The sequence below is a fragment of the Actinomyces dentalis DSM 19115 genome (genome assembly GCF_000429225.1).
Taxonomy (GTDB): domain Bacteria; phylum Actinomycetota; class Actinomycetes; order Actinomycetales; family Actinomycetaceae; genus Actinomyces; species Actinomyces dentalis.
The window spans coordinates 35038-57672 of the sequence record NZ_AUBL01000010.1 but is presented as its reverse complement, the minus strand read 5'-3'; the positions used below and the strand labels follow the sequence as shown (position 1 = coordinate 57672).

Sequence of the window (22635 nt, the reverse complement as noted above, 5' to 3'; positions counted from 1 at the left end):
ATGAGGATGATCACCGACAATCTCGGCATGATCGGGGCCGGCCTGGCCATGACGCTGGGCATCGCCCTGCTCGCCTACGCCGGCGCGCTCGTCGTCGGCACGCTCATCGCCGTGTGCCGGGTGAGCCCGGTGCCCCCGCTGCGGGCGCTGGGCGCCGTGTGGGTGACGATCGCCTGCAATATCCCGACCCTGTGCCTCATGCTCCTGCTGGCCTTCGTCGCCCCGCGGGTGGGCGTGCCGATCTCCCTGTTCTCCGCGGCGGTGGGCGCGATCCTCTTCGCGGGCTCGGGGTACGTGTGCGAGGCGGTGCGCTCGGGCATCAACTCCGTCGCCAAGGGGCAGATCGAGGCCGCCCGCGCCCTGGGGATGCCCTTCGGGCTCATCATCCGCGAGGTCGTGCTGCCCCAGGCGCTGGCGCGCACCGTCCAGCCGCTGGTCAACGTCTTCATCTCCTGCCTCATCGGCTCCGCCCTGGCGGCGGCCATCGGGGTGCACGAGCTGACCTACGCGACCCAGCAGCTCAACCTGCACTACGCGGAGGCCGTCTTCACGTTCCTGCTGTCGGGCCTGACCTACCTCGCGCTCGCCTTCGGCGCCACGAGGCTCGGCGGGCTGCTCGAACGCCGTCTGACCGGGGGACGGGAGGTGCGGGCATGAGCTCCCCTCCCACGGCCCGGCGCCCCCGCCCCGCGGCGGACGCCGGCCTCCTCTTCGACGAGCCGGGCCCCAGGGGCAGGCGCCGGATCGCCGTCGTCTCCGTCGTGGTCACCGTCGTCGTGCTCGGCCTGCTGGCCGCGGCGCTCCACCAGCTCGCCGTCCAGGGCCAGCTCGCCTACCCCAAGTGGCGCTACTTCCTGGGCCAGTCGGTCGTCAGGTACCTGGGCGCCGCCCTGGACTCGACACTGCTGGTCACCGTCGTCTCGGCGGCCCTGTCCTTCCCCCTGGGCGTCGCCCTGGGCTGGGCGAGGCTGGGCGCCGGCCGCTGCGGGCGGGCGGTCGTGGGGGCGTGGATCGACGCCATGCGGGCCGTGCCCATGCTCCTGCTCATCTACTTCTTCCTGCTGGCCGTGCCCAACTTCGGGCCGACGCTGCCGCCCTTCTGGATGCTCGTCATCCCCATCGTCATGTGCACCTCGGCGACGACGGCGGAGGTCTTCCGCTCCGGGGTGCTGGCGCTGGACCGGGGGCAGTCCGAGGCGGCCACGGCCCTGGGGCTGAGCCGGGGCCAGACCATGCGGCTGATCCTCGCGCCGCAGGCCCTGCGGCTCATGCTGCCGACCCTCGTCACCCAGCTCGTGACGATCCTCAAGGACTCCTCGCTGGGCTACGTCGTGTCCTACGCCGAGCTCATGTACGCCGGGAACGTCCTGATCTCCAGCACCCGGCAGAACCAGCATCTGGACATCTACCTGCCCGCCTACGTCATCATCGCGGCGCTCTACGTCGTGATCAACTGGGGCCTGGGGGCGCTCGCGCGCGTCGTCGAGGCCCGCACCCGCTGAAAGCGCCCCGCGCCGTCGTCCCCGCCTCTGCTCCGGCCCTCGCCCTCACCCGGCGGCCGGCTCCGGGCGCAGGCAGTCCGAGGCCGCCCACAGGCCGAGCGCCGCGAGGGTCGTCCCCAGCGCCAGCAGGCTCACGCCCCAGAACGAGGGGAGGGCCGCCAGCAGCGGGCCGCCGATGACGCCCGCCAGGGTCGAGCCGGCGTACATGAGGACGCTGGCGAGCGCCGAGACCGTTCCGCGCGCCGACGTCGTCAGCGACTGGAGCAGGTTCATCATGACGGGGAAGAGCACGCCGCCGACCGTGAAGGCGACGGCGAGCAGCCCGACGCCCGCCCAGCGGGCCGGAGCGGCCGCGACCACCGCGTAGACGAGGACGTAGCAGACCGAGCCGGCGAGCAGCGTGCGCCCCTGGCCCGCCCGCCTCACGATCCGGGGCCCCACCAGGGCGCCGACGGTGTTGCCCGCACCGAGCACGATCATCGCCGCGGCGATGCCGGTCTGGTCGAGGTGGAAGTCCCGCGCGAACCAGCTCGCGGCGAAGGACAGGACGGCGAAATTGCCCACCTGGAACACGAAGTAGGCCCCGAAGCGCCCCGCGGCGCGCGGTGTGCGGGCCAGGTCCGCGTACTGGGAGCCCAGGCCCGGGCGGGCGCCGCCCGGGGAGCTCGGGGGCACCGCCGGGAACCACCGCCAGAGCGCGGCAGTGACCAGGGCGGCGCCGGTCCCGACGACGACGAACGGGTCGGAGGTCGAGCGCACCGCCAGCAGGCTCCCGGCCGGCACGCCCAGGAGTTGGGCGATCGTCAGGCCCGCCGTCGCCGTCGCCATGGCCGGCACGATGCGCCGCCCCGGCATGACCTGGGCGATCGCCGCCCAGATCTGCGGGGCGGCGACCGCCGCGGCGACGCCGGTCGCCAGGCGCAGCGCCAGCATGGAGGCGAAGGACCGCGCCAGCCCCGTCGCGGCGGTGGTCGCGCAGAACGCCGCCATTCCGGCGAGGAGGACGCGGCGCCGGTCGAGCCGGTCGGACAGCGGGCCCGCGACCAGGGCCGTCAGGCAGTACCCGATCGCGTACGCCGAGACCATCCAGCCGGCGCGCGCGGGCGGGACGCCGAAGCGCGCCGACAGGGCCGGCAGCAGCGGGGCCACCAGGAATGTGTCCGTCCCCACCAGGAGCATGACGGCGAAGGACAGTGCGGGAACGCGTCTCATAAGGGCCTTTCCGCCGGGCCGTTCGGCCCGTGCGCAAGGACGCTAAACTTTGACACCAGTGTCAAGGTCAAGGCCGGGGGAGGGGCGCCATGAGGATCGGCGACTTCGCGGCCCGCGCCGGTCTGACGGCGCGCCAGGTCCGCCACTACACCGACACCGGGCTCGTGCCCGCGATCCGGCTGAGCAACGGTTACCGCGACTACGACCCGGCCGACGTCGAGCGGGCCCGCCGCGTGCACGCCCTCATCGGGGTGGGGCTCAGCTGCGAGCAGGTGCGTCCGCTCGTCGGCTGCCTCGGCGGCGAGGAGACCGCCGTCTGCCCGGCGGCGAGGCGGGCCCTGGCCGCCAGGCTCGCCGTCGTCGAGGAGCGGATCGAGAGCCTCCGGGCCATCCGCCGGCTCCTGCGCGACAGGCTCGCCGCCACCGAGCCCCGCCGCCACTGATCCCGGTCCTGCGCCGCCACCACTGATCCCGGCGCCGCGGTGCGGCGAGGCGATGGGCCGACCCGGTGGTCAGGCCTTGGCCAGGGCCATGTCGCCCGGGCCGATCCAGCCCCGGCGGCGCATGAGCTCGCTGATGCCGAGGGTGAGCAGGGCCGGGGCGATGAAGTGGAGGCCGACGATGGCGGCGAGCGTCCGCCCGCCTCCCCACACCGGCTCCATGACCTGCCACGTCATGATCTGGCCGACGAGCCCGGAGGTGCCCATGCCGGAGCCGACGGCGTTGGACTCGATGTGCAGCACGACTGTGGCGATCGGGCCCAGGATCGCCGAGGCGAGCGTCGGCGGCACCCAGATGAGGGGGTGTCGCACGATATTGGGCACCTGGAGCATGGACGTGCCCACGCCCTGGGCGAGGAGGCCGGACCAGCGGTTCTCCCGGAACGAGGCGACGGCAAAGCCCACCATCTGCGTGGCGCAGCCGACCGTCGCGGCTCCGGCGGCGATGCCCGACAGGTCCAGGATGATGCCCAAGGCCGCCGAGGAGATCGGCAGCGTGAGGACCATGCCCATGATGACGGCGACGATGACGCCCATGAGCATGGGCTGGCGCTCGGTGCCCCAGTTGACGAGACCGCCCAGGGCCGCCATGGCCGAGGAGATGGGCGGTCCCAGGATGAGGCCGACGACGCCGCCGGTGACAATGGTGGTCAGGGGGGTGACGAGGATGTCGACGGGGGTGCGCCCGGAGACGCGTCGGCCCGCCTCGATGGCGGCGTAGGCGGCGAGGAAGGCGCCGAGGGGCTCGCCGGGACCGCGGAGCATGAGGCCGGTGCCGACCGTGTCGGTGACGATCGCCGTGCCGGACAGGAGCCCGCTCGCCTGGGCGCCGAGCTGGCCGGCCACGGCGGCGGAGATGACGACGAAGGTGTCCGCCTTGAGCCGGTGGGCCACGCCCAGTCCGATGCCTGCGCCCGTGATGGCCGCGGCGACGCGGCCCAGGATGACGGCGACGTCGCCGGCGGCGCCGGGCAGGAAGGCGCCCGCCTGGCTGAGGATCGTGCCGATGATGAGGGTGGCGAACAGGCCGTGGGCCATGCCGGTGAGGCCCTCGATGAAGAAGCGGTGGGACAGGTCGCGCAGCGCCGTCGCCGGGCGGGAAGCGCTGCGGGTGGCGGCGGACGGCGTGGGGACTTCAGATGGCATGGGGGACTCCAAGAGTGGAAAGGGCGGGGAGCGAGCGATGGGACCCGCCCCTGAGTGTCATGACACCTGGAGGGTAGCGTGCCGGGCGGCGGGCCAGGCATTGACCTTGGTCACGCCGGGGCGGACCGAGGTGTCGCGGGCCTCGGCGACCGCCCGGCCGCCGACAGCGGCCCCCGCCGGCGCAACCCGGGGCGTCGCCGGGTCCGCGCGGGGATGATCTCCGGCTGAGACGCCTCGCTGTCGCTGTCCCGGGGCGTCGCCGGGTCCGCGCGGGGATGATCTCCGGCTGAGACGCCTCGCCGTCGCTGTCCCGGGGCGTCGGCGATGCGGAAAAAGGTGGCTGGCGCATATCTTTCGGGGGTGCGACGGCTCCTGCGCTCATGGGGAATGGCGTCATTGCGCCACTTCGGGACGGAAGGGGTGAGGTGCGGAGGGTGAAAGATATGCGCCGGCCACCTTTTTGAGCCGCCGGGTCGCCCGTCCACCGGCTCGCCCGCGTCTGCGGCAGGACGGACTCGGCCCGCGTCGCGAGGTCGTCAGGGCGATCGGGCCCGCCCGCGCCCACGATGGGATGGGTGACCCTGGCCGCCGACGGCGACGACGTCGTCCGGTCCGCCCGCACCCACGATGGGACGGGTGGGACGAACGGGACAGATGTGGCGACAATCCCGTGCGCAGCGTCGTCCACGAGCCCGCTCGCGTCCACGGCGGAGGACTCGCACGGAAGTCGCCACCACGCTAAGAGACGCACCCTTCGAGCCGGCGCGGACCCGGCCGGCGGAACCCGGGCCGGGGCCGGCTTACGTAAATCCAGGTCCGCTCAACGAGATCCCGGGCCCGGAGCCGGTGCGGGCCGGGGCCGGCTTGCGCAATGCGAGCCCAGTGCGACGCGGTCCACCCCACCTCGCGCTGCGCGAGCTCAGCGCGACATAATCCGCCTGCGCTGGATACGCGCGAGCCCACCTCGCACAATGCGACCCGAGGTGACATCACCGAATCAACACCCCCGGGGGCGGGGACGCGTCTCCGGTGAGAGCGGGCAGGACGCTCTTGAGCGCCGACTCCCCTGGGGGCGGGGACGCGTCCCGCAGAAACTCAGTGGCGTGAAGGGGCTGGCCGACTCCCACCCCGGGGCGGGGGCGCGCAGGGCGGTGATCACATCGAATCGCGTGTCTTCTCCGCCGGTTTCGATCAAGCGAGGCGGGAGACGATGAGCCGCGCCGCGCGCACGGCCCCGGACGAGCCCCCGCGGGCGGCCAGGGCGGTCACGTTCGGCAGCTCGACGGCGACGCCCGCGGCCCGCACCTCGGCCAGCAGCTCCAGCACGGTCTCCAGGACGCCCGACGTCGCGGCGGGCAGCCTCTCGGCGCCGGCGAGCTCCTCGGCGATGGCCGTCAGCAGCGGCCAGACCAGGGCCAGTCCCCCGGCCCGGGCCACCATGTCCAGCGTGGCGACGGCCCCGGCGGTCGAGTGCGTCCGCGGCTTGAGCCCGTGGCCCCAGTCGGCGTCCCACCACGGGCTCCGCCACGCCGCCAGGAGGTCCGACGGCGTCAGGCGCTCCTCGTCCCAGGCCGTCAGAAGCATCTCGGCGACCGCCTCGCGGTGCTGGGCGGGCGCGCCGCAGGCCAGGACGAGCAGGCCGAAGGTGAGGGCCGGGCCCAGGGGGCGCGCCACGGCGGTCAGCTGCCCGGCGTGGGCGATCGCCTCGACGGTCTCGGCGTGGAGGAACTCCCCGAGGAAGACGGCGGCGGGGCGCGTGGGGTGCTCGGGCAGCAGGAGCCTGGTCGACTCCCACTCGGGGGCGACGATCAGGTCCCCGCCCCGGGGCGGCCAGAAGGCCCCGCTCAGATCGGCCAGCTCGTGCCGGGCGAAGACGCTGCGCACGTGGTAGGGCAGCGACCAGGCGTTGCGCAGCCCGAGAAGGTCGAAGACGACGGGCTCGTCCCCCTCGGCGATGAGCCGCTGATCGGCGGGCGGGGTCGACCACCCGGCCGCATTGCGCCTCGACGGCATGAGCTCCAGCTCGCCCCGCCGGGCCGGGTGGTTCCGCCAGTGCTCCAGAACCCGCTCCAGGGTGACCGCGCGGCCGTATATGGGCTGGGCGAAGTCGGTGAGGTCGGAGGGCGTGCGACGCCGGTCCAGGCGGGCCAGCGCAATGGCGACATCGGTCGGCATGAGCGCGACGCCCTCCCGCCGGTAGCGGCGGGCACGTTGGGCGAAGGCCTCCCAGGACACGGACCAGTCCGCGTGGCTCGGGGTGGACAGGAGGCACGGGATCGTGCCGAGCAGCCCGATCACGTCCCGGATCCGCTGGGCCGTGAGGAAGGACAGGGGGCCGGTGTCGGTGGTCGCGGGCCGGGGCTCCGTCCCCGGTTCGATGCGGCCCTCGACGAAGTCCCGCAGCGACCGGGCCAGGAGCTCGCGCGAGTGGCAGGGCCTCGTCCCGGCCAGGATCCGGCGCAGCTCCTGCGGGCCCTCCCTGCGCGCCACCGTCACCAGGGCCGCCAGGCACTGCTCCAGAACCATGGCGTTGACGCCCCAGCCCCGCCCGGCCCGCTCCAGCAGGCCGATGAGCCCCGGCTCGCCGCAGACCAGGGCCGCGTCGTCGAGCTCCGTGAGCGGTTCCGGGACAATGCCCTCGGGCTCGCGCCACAGGCCCGGGGCCCCGGTGCGCGGGCCCGCGGCCGGCGCGCCGGGGCCCCAGTGGATCAGGATCACCTGCGCCAGCGCCGCCGTCATCGTGTCCGTGCCCGCCGCCAGGACCCGGAGCACGTCCGTCAGTTCGGGGGAGGGGGGCGTGTCGGCCCGCCTCAGGGCCTCCAGGACGGCCCGCTTGGGCCCCCTCTCCTTGCGGGGGAGCACCTCCAGGGCCAGGGCGGTCAGCTCGGCGCCCGTCAGGGGCTCGCCGTCGGGCCCGCCCGCCAGGAGCGAGTCGACGGCGAGCTCGACGACGGATCCGCTCGCCCCGGGCAGTGCGGCGAACAGGCGGGCGCGTTCGGTCCACAGGTGCTTCGTCAGTCCCAGGAGCCTGAACCAGATGAGGGCCCCCCTCTGCGCGCCGGGGCGGTCGCCGCGCTCGAAGACGCGCAGGAGGGCCCGCAGGAGCGCGACGTCGTCCAGACCGCCCCGGGCGCGCACGCGCGCCAGGGCGCTGGAGGCGGTCTCGGCGTAGCAGCGCGCATCGGCGGTGGGGATCGCCGCGAACGCGCCGGGGGCGGCGCAGGCGGCCAGGAAGCTCTCGGTCCACCGCGGGGAGTCGACGTGCTGGGCCTCCAGCCTCACCCAGCCCGTCCAGTACTCGCAGTGCTCCGGCAGGGGCAGGTCGTGGGCCGCCAGCAGGGGGTGGAGCACGGGGGCGAGGGCCTCGATCCGCCGGTCGCGCCGGGACAGCAGGTGCGAGGCGAGCCGCTCGCACCACTGCGGCCCGCGGGCGATGAGCGAGGCCGTCACGGCGTCGAGGGCCTCGCGGTTGCGCGACAGCTCCGAGCAGGCGAACAGGTCCAGGACGGAGGCGACCTGGACGGGCGTGGTCTCCAGTGCGGCCACGAGCATCGTCAGGTGGACCTTGGGGGCGCCGACGCCGGCCCTCCGGCTGAGCGTGCTCAGGAAGTCCTTGAGGGCGTGCAGCATGCGGGCGCACTGCTCCGCCGTGCGGGTCGCCAGTTGGCGGGCCAGCTGCTCGGTGCTGGTGGAGTCCAGGACGAGGGAGAGAAGATCCTCCTGATCCGCCGTCGGCGCCGCGGCGGTCATGAGCTCCCCTCCGGCCGGGGCGCCGGGCCGGGGGCTGGTTCGGGGGGCGGACCGGCGTCGTCGAGTGGCGGCGCTCCGATGAAGGACCTCATGGAGCGATGCTAGAAGGATCGGCGGCGGCGCGCCGCGCGGTCCGCAGTTCGGGTCCGCCCTCCAAGACGCGCCCGGGCCGCCCCGCCCCGTGTGCCATGCTTCGTCGCGCCGGTGCGCGGGACGGGCCCGCCCCGACCGGGAACGACGAAGGGAGCGGGCATGCCGACCTCCACCATCCTCATCGTCTGCGATGTGATCGCCACCGCCATGATTGCGGGCTTCCTCACCATGTACTGCCTCACGATCGGCGGCTACTTCACATTCATGGCGCGCACCGGCCGGATCGGCGAGCTCCAGGGCTCCTACCCCCTTTTCCGACGCCGCACCCGCCTGAAGCGGGTCTACGCCCTGGCGATGCTCCTGCAATTCCTCATCGCCCTCGTCGCGCTGGCGGCCGGCTGGGGCTCCGGGCCCCTCGGCCTGGTCCCGGCCGCCTGCTCGCTGCCGTTCCTGCTCGTGGTGCACGCGCTCACGGGCTTCACCGGTCCCGAGGAGAAGCTGGTCAGCGGTCAGGACCTGACCGACGCGGAGCTCGCCCGCTACCTGCGCCTGAACCTGCCCCTGCACGTGATCTACGCCTGCGTGTACGCGGCGTCGGCCCTCGTCGCGCTGGTGGCGGCGCTCGCCTGAGGCCGGTGGGGGCGGGGGACGGGTCATGGGGCCCATGGACGACGGCGGGAGCGCCCCGGGGCCCGGGGGGACGGGCACGACGACGGCGCGTGCGCGCCGCCCCGGCCGGCACGGGCTCTCGGCGGCGCGGGTGCGGGAGGCCCTGACCGGCTACGCCCTGGTCGCCCCCGGCCTGATCGGCGTCCTGCTGTTCGTGATCGTCCCGGCGGGGGCCCTCGTCTGGCTGAGCGCCCGCAAGTGGGGACTGCTGTCCGACCCCGAGTTCGTCGGCCCGTCCCAGGCGGGCCGGGTGCTCGCCGACCCCGAGTTCCTCACCTCGCTCAGGGTCACGCTCCTGCTGGCCCTCCTCGTCGTCCCCGCCCAGATCGCGCTCGGCCTCCTCCTGGCCGTCCTGCTCGCCAAGGGGGTGCGGGGCGCCGGCCTCCTCCGCGCGCTCGTCATCATCCCCTGGGCCGCCTCCCCGCTCGCCCTGGGCGTGGTGTGGTCCTGGATGCTCGCGCCCGCCCACGGGTCGCCGGCCGGGCCGCCCGGTGCGTCCACCGGGGTCCTGGCCTCGCCGACCTGGGCGCTGCCGGCCGTGGCCCTCGTCGTCATCTGGACCGGCGCCGGCCACACCGCGCTGCTCCTCGCCGCGGGGTTGGCGTCGATCCCGCACGAGCTCGTCGAGGCCGCCCGTCTCGACGGCGCCACCGCCCGCCAGATCTTCTGGAGCATCAAGGCGCCCCTGCTGCGCCCGACCCTCCTCCTCGTCTCGACGGCCGCGCTCATCGCGGTCCTCAACACCTTCGACCAGGTCTACGCGCTGACCCGCGGCGGCCCGTCCAGGGCCACCGGGGTGCTCGCGTACACGATCTACGAACGGGCCTTCGTCAACTGGAATATGGGCGAGGCCGCCGTCATGGCGCTGGCCATGACGGCCATGCTGCTGCTCGTCACGGGGGTCCAGCGCCTCTGCCTGCGCGGGATGTCGGCCCATGACGGCTGAGGCGCCCGCGGGCCCGGGCGGCGGGCGGGCGCGGCGGCGCGTCCGGGCCCGCCGCTCCCCACTCGCCGCCCTCGGCATCCGCCTGGGGCTCGTCGCGGCGGCGGCGATCGCGCTGTTGCCCTTCGCATTCAGCCTCATGACCGCCCTCGCCCGGGACCCGGATCGCCGCTCCCCGCTCGTCCCGCCCGATCCCCGGCCCCCGGACCCCTTCGGCGCCGTGCCGGGGGACTCGGCCGACCTCGCGGGCGCGATCCGCGCCACGCTGGCCGCGGTGGCCGTCGTGACCTGCGCGCAGGTGGTCTCCTCGGTCCTGGCGGCCTACGCCTTCGCGCAGCTGAGGTTCCCCGGGCGCGAGCCGCTCTTCCGGCTCTTCCTGGTCGCCATGACGATCCCGACGGCGGCGCTCGTCGTCCCGCTCTACCTCATGGCCGCCGGGGCGGGGCTGAGGAACACGTTCTGGGGCGTCGTCGTCCCCTTCATGCTGGCCTCGCCCGGCGCCGTCCTCCTGCTGCGCGAGAGCTTCCGGTCCGTGCCCCGCGAGCTCATCGACGCGGCGAGGATCGACGGGGCGGGCCATATGCGCATCCTCACGCGGATCGTCCTCCCGGCCTCGAAACCGACCCTGGCCGCCCTGACCCTCATCACCGCCGTCAATCAGTGGAACTCCTTCATGTGGCCGCGCATTATCGCCAATCAGCGGCCCAGGGTCGTCACCGTGGCCGCCGCCGCCCTGCAATTCCACCACAATGCGGGTCGGACCCACATGATGGCGGCCGCCGCCGTCGTCCTGATCCCGGTCGTCGTCCTCCTCCTCGCCGCGCGCAGGCGGGTCGACGCCGTCGCCGCCCTGACCGGCGCCGGGAGGATCGGCGCCGCCCCGACCGGCGCCGACCGGGGAACCGGCGCCGGCCGGGGTCGGGCGGTCAGGCCCCCAGGTCCCGCCGCCGGTAGGCGAGCAGTCCGACGACGGCGCCCGCCAGACCCACCGCTCCCTGCACCGCCAGGGGCTTCCAGTCCACCGGGCCGGTCACGTCGAGGTAGTGGCCGATGACGCTCGTGTCCCGCGCCCAGTCGGGCAGCTCGACGAGCCCGCCGAGGAACTGGGCGAAGGCGCTCCAGGCCACCACCGCCCACACCAGCGGCCATCGCCGCGGCGCCAGGCCCACCAGGGCCAGGGCCAGGCCGATCGCCGCGAGCGCCCCGGGCAGCTGGCTGACCGTGTAGATCAGGGCGCGCGCCACCGCGTGGTCCTCGGTGGTCTGCCCCGCCGTCGCCGCCGCGAGCACGCCGCCCGAGACGAGCAGGAGGATCGCCGCCTCGATCACCGCGGCCCCGGCCTGCACGACGAACAGCCGGGTCCGGGAGACCCCCGCCGCGGCCTCGGCCTCCACCAGCCCCCGGCGCTCGTCGCCGGCCAGCGCCCCCGCCCGGCCGACCGCTGCCACCACGACGAGCAGGACGGTGAAGACGGTGAGCAGGCCCATGAATTGGGACACCGGGCTGCCGTCCGCCATCTTGTCCACCATCTGGGCCGTGGGCGACCCCGGCTCGAGCAGGTCCGTGATGCTGCCGGCCATCGTCCCGAACAGCGCCGAGACGCCCGCCGCCGCCACCGCCCAGACGGCCAGGGGCCGCCGGACCAGGCGCGCCAGCAGGTCGGCGTAACCGCGCACCCGCCAGCGCCGTCGGCTCGCCGAGCGGTCCGGGAGGTAGCCGTCCAGGTACTCCCGGTGCGCGTACAGCGCCCCGGCCGCCGCCGCCAGCGCCAGGCAGACGACGACGGCGACCACCAGGGGCGCGGGGCGGTCGGCGGTGTAGGGCTCGACCAGGTCGCGCCACGCAATGGGGCTGAGCCACCGCAGCCAGGAGGCGTCGGCGTCGTCGGCCGCGGCCCGCAGGGCGAAGGCGACCCCCAGCGCGCCCAGGGACGCGCCCCGCGCGCTCCCCGCGTCGCGGGCCAGCTGGCACGCCACCGCGGATACCCCCATCAGGGCCCAGCCGACCGCCGCCACGACGCCCGCCAGGGCCCAGGCGCCCGGGACCGTCAGCTCCTCCACACTCCTGGTCAGGGCCGTCATGATCACGCCGATCCCGGCCGCGTGCAGCGCCACGATCCCGGCCACGACGCCCAGGGGGGCGAGCAGGGGCGTCCACCGTCCGGCGCCCGCTCCGCGCAGCAGCTCCACCAGGCCCTCGTCCTCGTCGGCCCGCAGTGTCCGGCAGGTCAGGAGCACGGCCATGAGACCGGTGCACACCACCAGGTAGGTGCCGATCTCCCACTGGGCGAGCTGGCCGATAGTCCCGGGCAGCGGCAGGACGCCGTAGAGCAGGCGCGTGCCGGCGTTGGTGCGCATGGCCTCGATGAGCATGGTCCGCGCCTCCAGCGAGGGGTAGACGGACTCGTAGCTCGGCGTCGCCGCCGCCAGCGCCCACAGGGGCAGCACCCAGGCGGGGGCCTGGACGCGCAGCCGCCGCAGCGTCAGGCCCGCGGCCCGGCCCAGCCCGCCCGCGGCCCGGGACAGCGCCGCGCTCATCGGGCGTCCTCGTAGTGGCGCAGGAACAGGTCCTCCAGGCTCGCCGGCTCGCAGCGCACATCGACGATCCGCTGCTCGGCCACCGCCCCCAGGACCTCGGGCACCCGCTGCGAGCCGACCTGCAGGACCAGCCGGTCCCCGTCGCGCTCGGGAACGGCGCCCAGGGGCGCCAGCGCGGCTTCCAGCGCCGCCAGCCGTTCGGGGTCGGCGCGCAGCTCGATGCGGGTGGCCGCCAGGGACTGCAGGTGCTCCAGGCCGCCGTCCTCGACGACCCGCCCGTCCTTGATAATGGTCACGGCGCTGCACAGGCGCTGCACCTCGGCCAGGATGTGACTGGAGAGCAGGACGGTGCGCCCCGCGGCCGCGGCCGCGGCGACCTCCTCGGTGAACACCCGCTCCATGAGCGGGTCGAGCCCGCTGGTCGGCTCGTCGAGGATGAGCAGGCGGGTGGGCGCGGCCAGGGCGGCCACGAGCGCCACCTTCTGCCGGTTGCCCTTGGAGTAGGTGCGCACCTTCTTGCTCGGGTCCACGTCGAAGCGCTCGATGAGGTCGTTCTCCCGGGCGCGGTCGCGCGCCCCGCGCAGGCCGGCCAGGGCGTCGAGGACCTGACCGCCGGTCAGGTTCGGCCACAGGGCCACGTCGCCGGGCACGTAGGAGACCTGCCGGTTGATGGCCGAGGCCTCGCGGGCCGGGTCCCGGCCGAGCACGCGCACCTCGCCGTCGTCGGGCCGGTACAGGCCCAGCAGCACCCGGATGGTGGTGGACTTGCCGGCGCCGTTGGGGCCGAGGAAGCCGTGGACGCAGCCGGGCGCGACGGTCAGGTCGAGCCCGTCCAGGGCGGTCAGGCGCCCGAAGCGCTTGACCAGGCCGCGCACGCGGATGGGGGCGCCGGCGGCGCCGGGCGCCTTCGCGTCGGGCGCGGCGGCGCGCGGGGTCGGCGCGGGAGCGGCCGACGTGGTCGTGGCGGTCATAGCACAAGGTCCTTCCCCGCCGTGCGGCGGATCGTGGTGGCGAAATCGGGGTCGGCGAGCAGGAGCTCGAGCAGACGGGCGGCGAAGGCCCGTTGGGCCGGGTGCGGGTAGCCGGTGACGGACAGCACGTGGGTCAGGCGCCACATGGCGCGCCCCATCGCCCCGCCCGGCAGGTCGTCGAGGACCGTCAGGGCGAGTTCCTTGTGGCAGTCGGCCAGCTCGGCGGTGCGCTCGGCCAGGGCGCGCGCGGCCGCGACGCCCTCCTCGCCGCGCAGCCGCGTCAGGCGGGAGAAGCCGATGATCTGCTGCGCGCACATATCGATCTCGGCGTCGTCGAAGGCCTCGACGAAGGGCACGACGCTGGCGGGCATCATGCCCAGCGAGCCCAGGATCTGCATCATCTGACGCTCCGTGCGCAGGGTGCGCAGATCCCCGCCCAGCGCCCGGACCCGGGCCTCGATCGCGTCGTAGAAGCGGGTCAGGGCCGCCGGCACCGGGGCCAGGGCCTCCCCGGCCTCCACGCGGGCGATGAGCTCATCGACGCGCTGCACCTGCTCGTCCAGGCTGCGGCGCCGGGCCTCGATCGTGCCCCGGGCGGCGCGCAGGTCGCGCAGCACCTCCTGCCGGTGCGCGTCATTGGCCGAGCCTTCCGGGCCGGACGGGTTGGCCGAACCGGTTGAGCCGGACGGACCGGTCGAGTCGGGCAGGCCGCCGACCGAATCGGCGGGCTCGACCGGGGCGGGATCGGAGGCGAGGATCTCGGCGACCTGGCGCAGCGACAGGCCGCAGTCGGCCAGCCACCGGATGCGCAGGAGCCGGGCCAGGTGCTCCACACCGTACTCGCGCCTGCCGCGCACGGTCGGCGGAACCTCGAGCAGGCCCAGGCGGTGGTAGTGGCGCACGGCCCGCGGCGTGGTGCCGGCCAGGTCGGCGATCTGGGTGACTCGCATGGGCTCATCCCAGCAGGTGACGCAACGTCACCGTCAAGCCGGCATCCGCGCACGGCGAGTCGCCCGTCGGGCGGGCGCCGGGCGTGCCCGGCGGGTCCGCGCGCATCGCGGCCCTGCCCCGCGGGCGCCGGCCGGACACCGGGCCACCCGGGTTCATGACGGGAGGGGCGCACCCCGGGACGCCGAGCACCGGCGGGGCTGGTGGGAATCGTCCGACGCCGTTATAGTCGGTGACATGCAGGCCGCACTGGATCCGTATACCCCTGGCTCTGGAAAGCCTCCGCAGGCCCTCATCGGTCGTGATAATGATATCGACGCCCTCGATACCCTTATCGTTCGGGCCGCTCGCGGGCTCGGCCCCGCCCGTCCGCTTCTGCTCACCGGTCTGAGGGGGGTCGGGAAAACCGTCCTGCTCAATGCGATGATGGATAGGGTGACGGAGGCTGATTGGTTCGCAGTCAAGATCGAGGCTTCTTCGGGGAGGGCCGGGGCGGTTCGCGCCAGGCGCGCAATCGCCGCCGGACTCGTCCGGGCCTCCATGGCGTACAAGGCCCGAAGCGCGCTCGCGGCCGTGGGACGGATGCTGTCGACCGTGTCCTCCTTCTCCGTCTCGCTCGGAATCGACTCGTTCTCACTGGGGGTCGAGCGGGATCCGGTCCGAGCCTCGACGGGGAACCTGGATCTCGACTTTCAGGACGTGGTGGCCGATGTTTCCAGAGTCCTGGGGGAGGAGCGCGTCGCCTTCGCGATTCTCGTCGACGAAATGCAGGATCTCGATGGAGAGCTGCTGGCCGCGCTCATAACGACGCAGCACGAGGCGAGTCAGCGGAACTGGAATTTCTATGTGATCGGGGCGGGGCTTCCGAGTCTTCCGGGAAGACTCGCGACGGCGAAGTCGTACGCCGAGCGCATGTTCCTGGTCCGCCAAATCGGTCGTCTGAGCGACGCCGAGTCGAGACGGGTCCTGGTTGAGCCGGCGGAGCGCATGGGCGCCCGCTTCGAGGAGGAGGCGCTGACCCATCTGGTGAGGATCTCCGGCCGGTATCCGTATTTCCTGCAAGAATTCGGGTCGGCGATCTGGAGGACCTCGCCCCGATCCCCCTTCACCGGTGCGGACGCGCGCCGGGCCGAGGCCGTCGGGCTGGCGCAGCTCGATGCGATGTTCTTCTCTTCGCGGTGGGAGCGCATCACGCCTGCCGAACGCGAATATCTCGGCGCTATGGCGGAGGAGGCCGGCGAGTCGACGGCGAGCGCCGCCATAGCGGTCAGACTCAACAGGTCGGTCCAGTCCCTGGGACCCGCGCGCGCGAACCTCATCAGCAAGGGTCTGATCTACGTTCCGCAGCGGGGCAGAATCGCCTTCACGGTTCCCGGATTCGGCCAGTACATCGCCCGGGAGATGGCGCGGGAACGGGGCTGAAGCCCCCACCCGCCCGGCCCGTCGCCGGGGCCGGCCGCGGTCCGCCCGCCCGGCCCCGCGATTTCGGGCGCGGGCGGGCGCGGACTACCCTGGGCGCGGACACCGACCACCGCCCCGATCATCGGAAGGCCCCCGGATGACTGACACTGCCGACGCGCTGTCGCCGCTGGACGAAGCGGGCGTCAGCGCCCTCGTCGAGGAGGCGCTGGCCGCCATCGCCGGCGCCGCCGACCTGCCCGCCCTCAAGGAGGTGCGCCTGGCCTACACCGGGGACGCCTCCGCCCTGACCCGCGCCGGCCGCGGCATCGGGGCGCTCGACAAGGCGGACAGGCCCGCCGCCGGCAAGATCCTCGGCGCCGCCCGCGGCCGGCTCAATGCGGCCCTGGCCGAGCGCCGCGGCGTCCTGGAGGTCGAGGCCGAGGCCGCCATGCTGGCCACCGAGGCCGTCGACGTCACCATTCCCACGGCGCGCACGGCCGCCGGCGCCCGCCACCCCCTCGATGTGCTGATCGACGAGGTCACTGACCTGTTCGTCGCCATGGGCTGGTCCATCGCCGAGGGCCCCGAGCTCGAGCACGAGTGGTTCGACTTCGACGCCCTCAACTTCGACGCCGACCACCCGGCGCGGCAGATGCAGGACACCTTCTACGTCGACGGCGCCTCGGTGGGCGGCGAGCCGGGCGCGACGGTCAACCTCGTGCTGCGCACCCACACCTCCCCGGTGCAGGCCCGCGCCATGCTCGCCGCCCCCCCGCCGCTGTACGTCGCCTGCCCCGGCAAGGTCTTCCGCTCCGACGAGCTCGACCAGACCCACACGCCGGTCTTCCACCAGGTCGAGGGCCTGGCCGTGGACAAGGGCCTGACCATGGCCCACCTCAAGGGCACCCTGGACCACGTCGCCAAGGCGATGTTCGGCCCCGAGGCGCGCACCCGCCTGCGCCCCTCCTTCTTCCCCTTCACCGAGCCGAGCGCCGAGATGGACCTGTGGTTCCCTCAGAAGAAGGGCGGCCCGGGCTGGATCGAGTGGTGCGGCTGCGGCATGGTCAACCCCAATGTGCTCATCGCCTGCGGCATCGACCCGGAGGTCCACACCGGCTTCGCCTTCGGCATGGGTCTGGAGCGCACCCTCATGCTGCGCCACGGCATCGCCGACATGTACGACATCGTCGAGGGCGATATCCGCTTCTCCCAGCAGTTCGGCACCACCGGAAGGGGAATCTGACATGCCCTACGTCCCGATCGAGTGGCTCCGCGAGCACGTCGACGTCCCCGCCGGCACCACGGCCGCCCGGCTCGCCGCCGACCTGGTGCGGGTGGGCCTGGAGGAGGAGCGCGTCGTCCCGCCCCCCGTCACCGGCCCCCTCGTCGTCGGGCGGGTCCTGACCCGCCGGGCCAAGGAGCAGACCAACGGCAAGGTCATCAACTACTGCCGCGTCGACGTCGGCCCCGAGCACAACGACGTCCCCGGCACCGGCAAGGAGCCCTCCGAGCTGCCCAGCCGCGGCATCGTGTGCGGCGCCCACAATTTCGACGTCGGCGACAGCGTTGTCGTGAGCCTGCCCGGCGCCGTCCTGCCCGGCGGCTTCGCCATCTCCGCCCGCAAGACCTACGGGCACGTCTCGGACGGCATGATCTGCTCCGAGCGCGAACTGGGCATCGGCGAGGACCACTCGGGCATCATCGTGCTGGACCGCTGGCTGGCCGCCCACGGCCGGGGCGACGAGGAGCCGCCCGCCCCCGGCGCCAGCGCCATCGCGCTGCTCGGCCTGGGCGAGGAGGTCCTGGAGATCAACATCACCCCCGACCGGGGCTACTGCTTCTCCATGCGCGGCATCGCCCGCGAGTACTCCCACTCCACCGGGGCGCGCTTCACCGACCCGGCCGACGCCGCCAACGCGGACCTGTACCCCCGCGGCGTCGCGGAGGCCGGGGAGGGCGGCTTCGACGTCGTCGTCCCCGAGGACCCCCGCCCCATCCACGGGCGCCCCGGATGCGACCGCTACGTCGCCCGCATCGTGCGGGGCGTCGACCCGGCGGCGCCGTCGCCCGCCTGGATGCGCGAGCGGCTCACGGCCGCCGGCATGCGGCCCATCTCCCTGGCCGTGGACGTGACCAACTACGTCATGCTCGACCTGGGCCAGCCGCTGCACGCCTTCGACCTGGCCAAGCTGCACGGGCCGATCGTGGTGCGCCGCGCGCGGGCGGGGGAGTCCCTCGCCTTCCTCGACGGCGTCACGCGCGCCCTGGACGTGGAGGACCTGGTCATCTCCGACTCGCCCGGCTCCGAGGGCTCGCGCGCCCTGGTGCTGGCCGGCGTCTTCGGCGGGGCCGACACCGAGGTCGACGAGCGCACCACCGACGTCCTCATCGAGGCCGCCCACTTCGACCCCGTCTCCATCGCCCGCTCCTCCCGGCGCCACAGGCTGCCCACCGAGTCCTCCCGGCGCAACGAGCGCGGTGTGGACACGGCGCTCGCCCCGGTCGCCGCGCAGCGGGCCGTCGACCTGCTCGTGCAGTACGGCGGCGGCACCGCGGACCCCGTCGCCACCGACGTGGACCGCACGCGCCCGCCCGAGCCGATCGTCATCCGCGCCGACGCCGCCCAGCGCCTGACGGGCGTGGCCTACGGCGCCGACCGGGTGCGCGAGCTGCTGGAGGCCATCGGCTGCGCCGTGGAGCCCGCCGGCGTCGATGAGGCCGACGGCGGCGAGCTGCTCGCCGTCACCCCGCCCACCTGGCGGCCCGACCTGGTCGGCGCCGCCCACTTCGTCGAGGAGATCGCCCGCCTCGACGGCTATGACGCGATCCCCGCGGTCGTGCCCGCCGCGCCGGCCGGGAGGGGGCTGACGCCGCGCCAGCGCGCCCGCCGCGACGTGGTGCGCGCTCTGGCCGACGCCGGCCTCACCCAGGTGCTGTCCTACCCCTTCATCGGCGACGTGCACGACGTGTTCGAGATCCCCGCCGGCGACCCGCGCCGCGACGCGGTGCGCCTGGCCAACCCCCTGGCGGAGGACGCGCCGTACCTGCGCACGTCCGTGCTCGACTCCCTCGTGGAGGCCGCCCGCCGCAATGTCTCGCGCGGTCTGGACGACGTCGCCGTCTACGAGATCGGCGCCGTGACCCTCCCGGCGGGCACCGTCCCCGCCGCCATCCCCGGCGTCGACCGCCGGCCCAGTGAGGAGGAGATCGCCGCCCTCGAGGCGGGCATCCCCGCCCAGCCGACCCACGTGGGCGCCGTCCTGGCCGGGGAGCGCGAGCGCGCCGGGGTGCTCGGCCCGGCGCGGCCGTGGACCTGGTCGGACGCCGTCGAGGTCGTGCGGATCGCGGCCCGCGCCCTGGGCGTGGCCGTCGAGGTGGCGGCCCCCGCCGAGCCCCGTGCGCCCTGGCACCCCGGGCGCACCGCCGAGGTGCGCCTGCCGGGCGCGCGCCGGGGCCGGGACGTCGTCCCCGGGGCCGTCGTCGGCCACGCGGGCGAGCTCCACCCGCGCGTCGTCCGCGCGCTCGGGCTGCCCGAGCGCGCCTGCGCGCTCGAGATCGACCTGGAGCCGCTGCTGGAGGCCGTCGAGGCCGCGGGCGTGCTCCAGGTGCGGGCGGTGTCGACCTTCCCCGCGGGCAAGGAGGACATCGCGCTCGTCGTCGACGAGGCCGTGGCCGCCGCCGCCGTCGAGGCGGTCATCCGCGAGGCCGCGGGGGACCTCCTCGAGGAGGTGCGCCTGTTCGACGTCTTCCGCGGGCCCCAGCTGGGCGAGGGCCGCAAGTCGCTGGCCTTCTCCCTGCGCCTGCGCGCGCCCGACCGGACCCTGACGGCCGGGGAGCTGGCGGGCGTGCGCAAGCGCGTGGTCAAGCGCGCCGCCAAGCGCCTGGGGGCCGAGCTGCGCGCCTGAGTCGCCGAAACCTGCGCGCTCGCGGAAGGCGGACCCGGCGGGAAGGCCGTGTGGTGATGCTCACTGTTGGATCCGCGATCCTCGTCTCGACCCGTGCGGGCCCGCGCTTGGCGATACTGGGTCCATGAAGATCCTCCTCACCTCCTCCTCCCGTCACGGCGCGACCGATGAGGTCGCCGGAGCCATCGCCGAGCGGCTGCGCGCCTCCGGGATCGACGTCGACCGGGCGCGCCCCGAGGACGTGACGAGCGTCGAGGGCTACGACGCCTTCGTCATCGGCAGCGCCATCTACATGACGCGCTGGACCGACGAGGCCGTCGACTTCACCGAGCGCTTCCACAGGGCGCTGATCGCCCACCCGGTCTGGGCCTTCTCCGTCGGCCTGTCCGGCCTTCCGAAGGGGAGGGTCGCCGATCCCCGCCGCATCGGCCCCGTCCTGCTGTCCATGGACCCGAAGGACCACATCACCTTCCCCGGCCGCTTCGACCCGTCCGAGCTGTCGTGGCGCGAGCGCTCCATCGCCAGGATGGGCGGAGCCTCGGAGGGCGACTTCATCGACCTCGACGCCGTGCGCGGGTGGGCGGACGCCATTGCCACGACGCTGACGTCCCAGGCCTGACCGCCCGGGTCCGACGCCGGCGCCCCGGCGCGGCGCGCCGGGGCGGGGCGGGGGCGGCGTGTGAGCAAGCCGACGGCCCGGGCCCCGCCCTCCTATTTCGTATTTCTATGCACCCGCACGTATGCTTCCCGCATGACGTGGACAGCAGCGGTCGCCGGTGCGACCGGATACGCGGGGGGCGAGGTCCTCCGCCTCCTGGCGGCCCACCCCGGCATCGAGATCGGCGCCCTCACCGCCGGGTCCTCGGCCGGAACGGTCCTGGGCCGCCACCACCCGCACCTCATCGCCCTGGCGGACCGCCCCATCGAGCCCACCGACGTCGAGCGCCTGGCCGATCACGACATCGTCGTCCTGGCCCTGCCGCACGGCGCCTCCGGCGAGATCACGGCCGCCCTGGAGGCCCGCGCGGCGAGCGCCGGCCGCACCCCCCTCCTCATCGACTGCGGGGCCGACCACCGCCTGACCGACCCCGCCGCCTGGCGCGCCTTCTACGGCACCGAGCACGTCGGCGCCTGGACCTACGGCATGCCCGAGCTCCTGCACGACGGCGAGCGCGAGGCCCGCGCGCAGCGCGACCTGCTGGCCGCCACCGGGCGGATCGCCGTGCCCGGATGCAATGTCACCGCCGTGACCCTGGCCGCCCAGCCCGGCGTCGCCGCCGAACTCATCGACGCCGGCCAGGTCACCGCCGTCCTCGCCGTCGGCTACTCCGGGGCGGGCAAGGCCCTCAAGCCCCACCTGACGGCCGCCGAGGCCCTGGGCTCCGCCCAGCCCTACGCCGTCGGGGGCTCGCACCGCCACATCCCCGAGATCGTCCAGAACCTCGAGGTCGCCGGCGCCCGGCCCGGCGCCGTCCGCCTGTCCTTCACCCCCGTCCTGGTCCCCATGAGCCGCGGCATCCTCGCCACCGTCACGGCGCCGGTCACCGAGGCCGTGCTGAGCACCGAGCACCCCGGCGAGGTCCTGCGCAGCGCCTGGGAGCGCGCCTACGGCGGGCCCGGTGAGGGCGAGGCCCTGATCCACCTGCTGCCGGAGGGCGTCTGGCCGACCACCGGCGCCGTCGCGGGCTCCGGCCTGGCCACTGTGCAGGTCGCCTACGACCGGGCCGCCGGCGTCGCCGTCATGATGTGCGCCATCGACAACCTCGGCAAGGGCACGGCCTCGGCCGCCGTCCAGTGCCTCAACCTCGCCCTCGGCCTGGGCGAGACCACCGGCGTCGTCACCGAAGGAGTCGCCCCGTGAGCGTCACCGCCCCCGCAGGATTCCGGGCCGCCGGCGTGCGCGCGGGCCTCAAGGCCTCGGGCAGGCCCGACCTCGCCCTGGTCGTCAACGACGGCCCGCTCGACGTCGCCGCCGGGGTCTTCACCGCCAACCGCGTGGTCGCCGCCCCCGTCGTGTGGTCCCGCGCCGCCGTCGCCGACGGCGGAGCGCGCGCGGTCATCCTCAACTCCGGCTCCGCCAACGCCTGCACCGGCGCCCGGGGGGCCGACGACGCCGCCGCCACCGCCGCCCGCGTCGCCGAGCTGCTCACCGACTCCGACCCGCACCGCCCGGTCCGCCCCGACGACGTCCTCGTGTGCTCCACCGGCGTCATCGGCGTTCCCCTCGACATGCCCGCCCTCCTGTCCGGCGCCGGGCGGGCCGCCGGGGCGCTGGCCCCCACGCCCGAGGCCGGCCACGACGCCGCCCGCGCCATCATGACCACCGACACGGTCCCCAAGGAGGACGCCGTCTCGCGCACCGCCGACGGCGTCGCCTGGAGCGCGGGCGGCATGATCAAGGGCGTGGGCATGCTCGCCCCCGGCCTGGCCACCATGCTGTGCGTCATCACCACCGACGCCGTCGTCGACGCCGCCGCGGCGCGGGCGGCCCTGGGCGGGGCCGTGGCCCGGACCGTCAACCGGATCAACTCCGACGGCTGCATGTCCACCAATGACACGGTCCTGCTGCTGGCCTCCGGGGCCTCGGGCGCGCGCCCCTCGCCCGCCGAGCTGGGCGGGGCCCTCACCGAGCTCCTGGCCCGCCTGGGCCGGCGCCTGGTCGCCGACGCCGAGGGCGCCACCCACGACATCGCCATCACCGTCTCCGGCGCCGTCAGCGAGGCGGCGGCCGAGGCCGCGGCCCGCGCCGTGTCCGCCTCCAACCTCCTCAAGTGCGCGGTGGCCGGGGGGGACCCGAACTGGGGCAGAGTCCTGGCCCAGCTCGGCACGGTCCCCGCCGAGGCCTGCCCCTTCGACCCCGACGAGGTCGACGTGGCCATCAACGGGGTCGTCGTCTTCCGGCACGGGGCCCCGGGCCAGGACCGGGACGCGGTCGACATGACCCCGCGCGAGACCCGCATCGACATCGACCTGTCCGCCGGCGGCGCCGGGGCGACGGTGTGGACCAACGACCTCACCCACGGATACATCACCATCAACGCCGACTACACCACATGAG

General features: G+C 74.6%; 17 protein-coding genes and 1 pseudogene. 12 read left to right on the top strand and 6 right to left on the bottom strand.

What is annotated here, in order from left to right:
• Together G446_RS0103405 and G446_RS0103400 are read left to right on the top strand one after the other, a co-directional pair.
• Positions 1–657: an amino acid ABC transporter permease gene (locus G446_RS0103405; RefSeq protein ID WP_026409087.1), complete on the top strand. Its 657-nt coding sequence runs from the start codon at positions 1–3 to the stop codon at positions 655–657.
• On the top strand, positions 654–1502 hold the full coding sequence (locus G446_RS0103400) for an amino acid ABC transporter permease (protein ID WP_026409086.1): 849 nt from the start codon (positions 654–656) through the stop codon (positions 1500–1502). The genes G446_RS0103405 and G446_RS0103400 overlap by 4 nt, the downstream gene beginning before the upstream one ends.
• 45 nt (positions 1503–1547) lie before the next feature.
• Here the strand turns inward: G446_RS0103400 and G446_RS0103395 are convergent, their stop codons facing one another.
• Positions 1548–2714, bottom strand: coding sequence for an MFS transporter (locus G446_RS0103395; protein WP_026409085.1), 1167 nt, complete (start codon positions 2712–2714; stop codon positions 1548–1550).
• A gap of 89 nt (positions 2715–2803) precedes the next feature.
• Between G446_RS0103395 and G446_RS15670 the strand changes: the two genes are divergently transcribed.
• Positions 2804–3157 carry a MerR family transcriptional regulator gene (locus tag G446_RS15670; protein WP_034468920.1) on the top strand — a complete coding sequence of 118 codons (354 nt, stop codon included), beginning with the start codon at positions 2804–2806 and terminating at the stop codon, positions 3155–3157.
• A 69-nt stretch (positions 3158–3226) separates the two neighbouring features.
• Here the strand turns inward: G446_RS15670 and G446_RS0103385 are convergent, their stop codons facing one another.
• Both G446_RS0103385 and G446_RS0103380 read right to left on the bottom strand, forming a co-directional pair.
• The gene (locus tag G446_RS0103385; protein ID WP_084778938.1) at positions 3227–4360 is read right to left on the bottom strand and encodes a PTS sugar transporter subunit IIC; all 1134 of its coding nucleotides are present in this window, start codon (positions 4358–4360) and stop codon (positions 3227–3229) included.
• Between the two features lie 1191 nt (positions 4361–5551).
• Positions 5552–8110, bottom strand: coding sequence for a hypothetical protein (locus G446_RS0103380; RefSeq protein WP_026409083.1), 2559 nt, complete (start codon positions 8108–8110; stop codon positions 5552–5554).
• 252 nt (positions 8111–8362) lie between these two features.
• Here G446_RS0103380 and G446_RS0103375 point away from each other — a divergent pair, with 252 nt between their 5' ends.
• The 3 genes and pseudogenes from G446_RS0103375 to G446_RS15665 form a co-directional block, all read left to right on the top strand.
• Positions 8363–8833 (top strand): hypothetical protein, encoded by a 471-nt coding sequence (locus G446_RS0103375; protein ID WP_026409082.1) that lies wholly within the window; start codon positions 8363–8365, stop codon positions 8831–8833.
• A gap of 25 nt (positions 8834–8858) precedes the next feature.
• Complete coding sequence (locus tag G446_RS0103370) at positions 8859–9818, top strand: carbohydrate ABC transporter permease (protein WP_245574568.1); 960 nt, start codon at positions 8859–8861, stop codon at positions 9816–9818.
• Positions 9808–10641: pseudogene (locus G446_RS15665) on the top strand (carbohydrate ABC transporter permease); the annotation flags it as partial. The gene G446_RS0103370 and the pseudogene G446_RS15665, both read left to right, overlap by 11 nt.
• Before the next feature lie 100 nt (positions 10642–10741).
• On the opposite strand, the gene G446_RS20525 reads toward G446_RS15665, so the two are convergent.
• The 3 genes from G446_RS20525 to G446_RS0103350 are packed head-to-tail and all read right to left on the bottom strand — an operon-like array spanning position 10742 to position 14273.
• The gene (locus G446_RS20525) at positions 10742–12352 is read right to left on the bottom strand and encodes an efflux permease Rv1217c-related protein (protein WP_026409080.1); all 1611 of its coding nucleotides are present in this window, start codon (positions 12350–12352) and stop codon (positions 10742–10744) included.
• Positions 12349–13323 (bottom strand): ABC transporter ATP-binding protein, encoded by a 975-nt coding sequence (locus G446_RS0103355; RefSeq protein ID WP_026409079.1) that lies wholly within the window; start codon positions 13321–13323, stop codon positions 12349–12351. The genes G446_RS20525 and G446_RS0103355 overlap by 4 nt, the downstream gene beginning before the upstream one ends.
• Entirely contained in the window at positions 13320–14273 is a 954-nt protein-coding gene (locus G446_RS0103350) for a MerR family transcriptional regulator (protein WP_026409078.1), read from the bottom strand. Before G446_RS0103350 ends, G446_RS0103355 begins: the two co-directional genes overlap by 4 nt.
• 235 nt (positions 14274–14508) lie before the next feature.
• On the opposite strand from G446_RS0103350, the gene G446_RS0103345 reads away from it, so the two are divergent.
• The 6 genes from G446_RS0103345 (at position 14509) to argJ (ending at position 22634) form a co-directional block, all read left to right on the top strand.
• Positions 14509–15693, top strand: coding sequence for an ATP-binding protein (locus G446_RS0103345; protein WP_026409077.1), 1185 nt, complete (start codon positions 14509–14511; stop codon positions 15691–15693).
• A gap of 136 nt (positions 15694–15829) precedes the next feature.
• Positions 15830–16915, top strand: coding sequence for a phenylalanine--tRNA ligase subunit alpha (gene pheS / locus G446_RS0103340; RefSeq protein WP_026409076.1), 1086 nt, complete (start codon positions 15830–15832; stop codon positions 16913–16915).
• A gap of 1 nt (position 16916) precedes the next feature.
• Complete coding sequence (pheT, locus tag G446_RS0103335; protein WP_026409075.1) at positions 16917–19577, top strand: phenylalanine--tRNA ligase subunit beta; 2661 nt, start codon at positions 16917–16919, stop codon at positions 19575–19577.
• A 124-nt stretch (positions 19578–19701) separates the two neighbouring features.
• Complete coding sequence (locus G446_RS0103330; RefSeq protein WP_026409074.1) at positions 19702–20196, top strand: flavodoxin domain-containing protein; 495 nt, start codon at positions 19702–19704, stop codon at positions 20194–20196.
• 132 nt (positions 20197–20328) lie between these two features.
• On the top strand, positions 20329–21438 hold the full coding sequence (gene argC / locus G446_RS0103325) for an N-acetyl-gamma-glutamyl-phosphate reductase (protein WP_026409073.1): 1110 nt from the start codon (positions 20329–20331) through the stop codon (positions 21436–21438).
• Positions 21435–22634, top strand: a complete 1200-nt coding sequence (gene argJ, locus G446_RS0103320) for a bifunctional glutamate N-acetyltransferase/amino-acid acetyltransferase ArgJ (RefSeq protein ID WP_026409072.1) — start codon at positions 21435–21437, stop codon at positions 22632–22634. Before argC ends, argJ begins: the two co-directional genes overlap by 4 nt.
• Position 22635 lies beyond the last annotated feature (1 nt).

What these genes read in the sequence shown, in the direction of transcription:
- G446_RS0103400 (WP_026409086.1), top strand. Translation starts at nt 654, where the DNA reads ATGAGCTCCCCTCCCACGGCCCGGCGCCCCCGCCCCGCGGCGGACGCC.
- G446_RS0103355 (WP_026409079.1), bottom strand. Translation starts at nt 13,323, where the DNA reads ATGACCGCCACGACCACGTCGGCCGCTCCCGCGCCGACCCCGCGCGCC.
- G446_RS0103395 (WP_026409085.1), bottom strand. Translation starts at nt 2,714, where the DNA reads ATGAGACGCGTTCCCGCACTGTCCTTCGCCGTCATGCTCCTGGTGGGG.
- G446_RS0103330 (WP_026409074.1), top strand. Translation starts at nt 19,702, where the DNA reads ATGAAGATCCTCCTCACCTCCTCCTCCCGTCACGGCGCGACCGATGAG.
- G446_RS0103350 (WP_026409078.1), bottom strand. Translation starts at nt 14,273, where the DNA reads ATGCGAGTCACCCAGATCGCCGACCTGGCCGGCACCACGCCGCGGGCC.
- pheT (WP_026409075.1), top strand. Translation starts at nt 16,917, where the DNA reads ATGCCCTACGTCCCGATCGAGTGGCTCCGCGAGCACGTCGACGTCCCC.
- G446_RS0103345 (WP_026409077.1), top strand. Translation starts at nt 14,509, where the DNA reads ATGCAGGCCGCACTGGATCCGTATACCCCTGGCTCTGGAAAGCCTCCG.
- G446_RS0103380 (WP_026409083.1), bottom strand. Translation starts at nt 8,110, where the DNA reads ATGACCGCCGCGGCGCCGACGGCGGATCAGGAGGATCTTCTCTCCCTC.
- G446_RS15670 (WP_034468920.1), top strand. Translation starts at nt 2,804, where the DNA reads ATGAGGATCGGCGACTTCGCGGCCCGCGCCGGTCTGACGGCGCGCCAG.
- G446_RS0103385 (WP_084778938.1), bottom strand. Translation starts at nt 4,360, where the DNA reads ATGCCATCTGAAGTCCCCACGCCGTCCGCCGCCACCCGCAGCGCTTCC.
- pheS (WP_026409076.1), top strand. Translation starts at nt 15,830, where the DNA reads ATGACTGACACTGCCGACGCGCTGTCGCCGCTGGACGAAGCGGGCGTC.
- G446_RS0103370 (WP_245574568.1), top strand. Translation starts at nt 8,859, where the DNA reads ATGGGGCCCATGGACGACGGCGGGAGCGCCCCGGGGCCCGGGGGGACG.
- G446_RS0103375 (WP_026409082.1), top strand. Translation starts at nt 8,363, where the DNA reads ATGCCGACCTCCACCATCCTCATCGTCTGCGATGTGATCGCCACCGCC.
- argC (WP_026409073.1), top strand. Translation starts at nt 20,329, where the DNA reads ATGACGTGGACAGCAGCGGTCGCCGGTGCGACCGGATACGCGGGGGGC.
- G446_RS0103405 (WP_026409087.1), top strand. Translation starts at nt 1, where the DNA reads ATGAGGATGATCACCGACAATCTCGGCATGATCGGGGCCGGCCTGGCC.
- G446_RS20525 (WP_026409080.1), bottom strand. Translation starts at nt 12,352, where the DNA reads ATGAGCGCGGCGCTGTCCCGGGCCGCGGGCGGGCTGGGCCGGGCCGCG.